The organism is Rhodopseudomonas sp. BR0C11, assembly GCF_010820945.1.
In the GTDB taxonomy this organism is placed as follows: Bacteria; Pseudomonadota; Alphaproteobacteria; order Rhizobiales; family Xanthobacteraceae; genus Rhodopseudomonas; species Rhodopseudomonas palustris_H.
The window spans coordinates 1-2,271 of sequence record NZ_QTKI01000573.1; the positions used below are offsets into that span (position 1 = coordinate 1).

Sequence of the window (2,271 nt, forward strand, 5' to 3'; positions counted from 1 at the left end):
GGCCGAGGGCGACCCATGGCCTGATTTGTCGGACGCCGCCCTCGCCGAGTCGCGCGAAAACTGGCTGGTGCCGGCGCTGTTCGACAAGACAGGCCTGAGAGACTTTTCGGCCTCCGACCTGTCGGACGCTCTGATGAATCTGCTGCCGTGGGAGCTGCGCGCCCGGCTCGACCGCGAGGCTCCGACGCATTTCGAGGCGCCGACCGGCTCGAAGCTGCCGATCGATTACGAGGCCGAACAGGGCCCGACCATCGCGGTGCGGCTGCAGGAATTGTTCGGCCTGACCACCCATCCGTCGGTCGCCGGCGGCGCGGTGCCGCTGGTGTTGGAACTGCTGTCGCCGGCGCACCGGCCAGTGCAAGTCACGCGCGACCTGCCGGGATTCTGGCGCGGCTCGTATGCCGGAGTGCGGGCCGATCTGCGCGGCCGCTATCCGCGCCACCCGTGGCCCGAAGACCCCGCCTCGGCGCCGCCGACCCGCCGCGCCAAGCCGAAAGGCACCTGAGCCGGCGCTCGCGTTAATCCTTCGCTCACCGTTTTCGCCAAAAACATCCGGATGCATCGGACGCCGCGGTCGCGTCCGGCATCCGCGCGTGATCCAATCCGCGCGGCGACGGACTGTGTGAGTAGGCGTTATGCGTAGCATCCTGATTTTCGCCGCAGCCCTCGTGGTGCTCGGCACCGCGATGGCTCAAATCGCCGACCGGATTACCCCGGCTCCGGCGCAGGCCCATGCGGCGCCTCACGCCACTGTCGGCATGGCGGCGGCAACTTCCGAAACCTATGGCCGCAGCATCAGCATCGACCGCGACCCGCGCGGCCATTTCCGCACCGATGGCCGGATCGACGGCCAGCGGCTGTCGTTCATGGTCGACACCGGCGCCTCGGTGGTCGCTCTCAATGAAAGCTCGGCGGCGCGGTTCGGTCTGCGGCCGTCGCGCGGCGACTACACCGCCAAGGTCTCGACCGCGAACGGCCAGGTGAAGGCGGCGCGCGCCCGCATCGCGATGCTGGACGTCGGCGGACTGATCGTACGCGACGTCGATGCGCTGGTACTTCCCGACGAAGCGCTGTCGGAGAACCTGCTCGGCCTGTCCTATCTGTCGAAGCTGAAGCGCTTCGCCTATGCGGACGGCCGCATGGTTCTCGAGCAATAGTCTCGATTACTTCCTGAACATCCGTTCAAGAAAATCCCTGCAGTTCCGCAGGAACGCTCATCGCGACTGCATGTTTTCTCTCCGCAATTCGAACAGAGAGGAGACACACATGAAGATGGGCTACGTGCTCGCCGCGGTTGCCGCGGCCGCGATTTCGCTTCCCTCGATTGCGTCCGCCGAGACGACGATCATCAAGAAGAAGGTGTATCGCGATGGCCCGCGCGCCGAGATGATGCATCGGGACCACGGCTGGCACCGCGGCTGGCGGCATCACCATCATCACGGCGACCGCGTGGTGGTGATCCACAAGCACCGCTACTGATTTCTTCGGCAGACCAGACGACAAAGCGACCGGACAGCCTCCGGTCGCTTTGCTGTACGGGCCTCGCTGGATCAACTCCGCTTCAGCATGTCCTTGGCAGCGAGCAGGCCGCCGCCGGCGATCAGCAACGCGGCAATCGCCAGCGCGGTGGTTGGACGGGCATAGCCGGCGAGGATCAGAAACGCTGTCGACAGCAGCGGCGTGGCATACGACGCGGCGCCGAGCACGCGGATGTCGCCGCGTTTCATCCCGATGTCCCAAGCGTAGAAAGCCGCGCCCACAGGTCCGATGCCGAGCGCGATGATCGCCGCCCATTGCATCGTGGTGTCTGGCCACACAGTCGGCTCGATCAGCAGATGCATGGCCGTGGCCAGCAGCGCGGTGACGAAGCAGAAGCCGGCGACCGCATCGGTCGGCACCGCACTGAGCCGGCGCGACAGCACCGAATAGCTCGCCCAGACAAAAGCCGCGATGAACGCCGCGGCAAGCCCGGGCAGATAGGCCCGCTCGATCACCGCGCCATTGCCGGTGAACAGCAGCACCGTGCCGGCAAGCCCGAGCAGCGCCCCGGCGACGTGATGCAGCTTCAGCCGCTCGCCCGGCAGCAGCGAGGAGAACAGCACGATCAGCAGCGGCCACAGATAATTCAACAGGCCGGCCTCGGCCGGCGGCGCCAGTCGCAGCGCCAGGAAATACAGCGCGTGATAGCCGAACAACCCGCCGACGCCGACCGCCCACACCAGCGGCGGCTGGCGCAGCGCGCGAACCGCCCGCGGCCGCACGATCCAGCCG

The 2,271-nt window shown here is 67.1% G+C and carries 4 protein-coding genes; 3 read left to right on the forward strand and 1 reads right to left on the reverse strand.

Going from position 1 to position 2,271, the window contains the following annotated elements:
* The 3 genes from DYI24_RS25265 to DYI24_RS25275 form a co-directional block, all read left to right on the forward strand.
* A partial coding sequence (locus DYI24_RS25265) for an ATP-dependent helicase C-terminal domain-containing protein (RefSeq protein WP_283810899.1) occupies positions 1-505 on the forward strand: 505 nt, incomplete at its 5' end.
* 130 nt (positions 506-635) lie between these two features.
* Positions 636-1,157, forward strand: coding sequence for a TIGR02281 family clan AA aspartic protease (locus tag DYI24_RS25270; protein ID WP_164574268.1), 522 nt, complete (start codon positions 636-638; stop codon positions 1,155-1,157).
* A 109-nt stretch (positions 1,158-1,266) separates the two neighbouring features.
* Positions 1,267-1,479: a hypothetical protein gene (locus DYI24_RS25275; protein ID WP_107354055.1), complete on the forward strand. Its 213-nt coding sequence runs from the start codon at positions 1,267-1,269 to the stop codon at positions 1,477-1,479.
* Positions 1,480-1,550: 71 nt separating this feature from the next.
* On the opposite strand, the gene yddG is transcribed toward DYI24_RS25275, so the two are convergent.
* Positions 1,551-2,271, reverse strand: a 721-nt coding sequence (yddG, locus tag DYI24_RS25280; RefSeq protein WP_164574269.1) for an aromatic amino acid exporter YddG, incomplete at its 5' end; no start/stop codon positions are given.

Coding starts and splice junctions, on each gene's coding strand:
- DYI24_RS25275 (WP_107354055.1), top strand. CDS start 1,267: ATGAAGATGGGCTACGTGCTCGCCGCGGTTGCCGCGGCCGCGATTTCG.
- DYI24_RS25270 (WP_164574268.1), top strand. CDS start 636: ATGCGTAGCATCCTGATTTTCGCCGCAGCCCTCGTGGTGCTCGGCACC.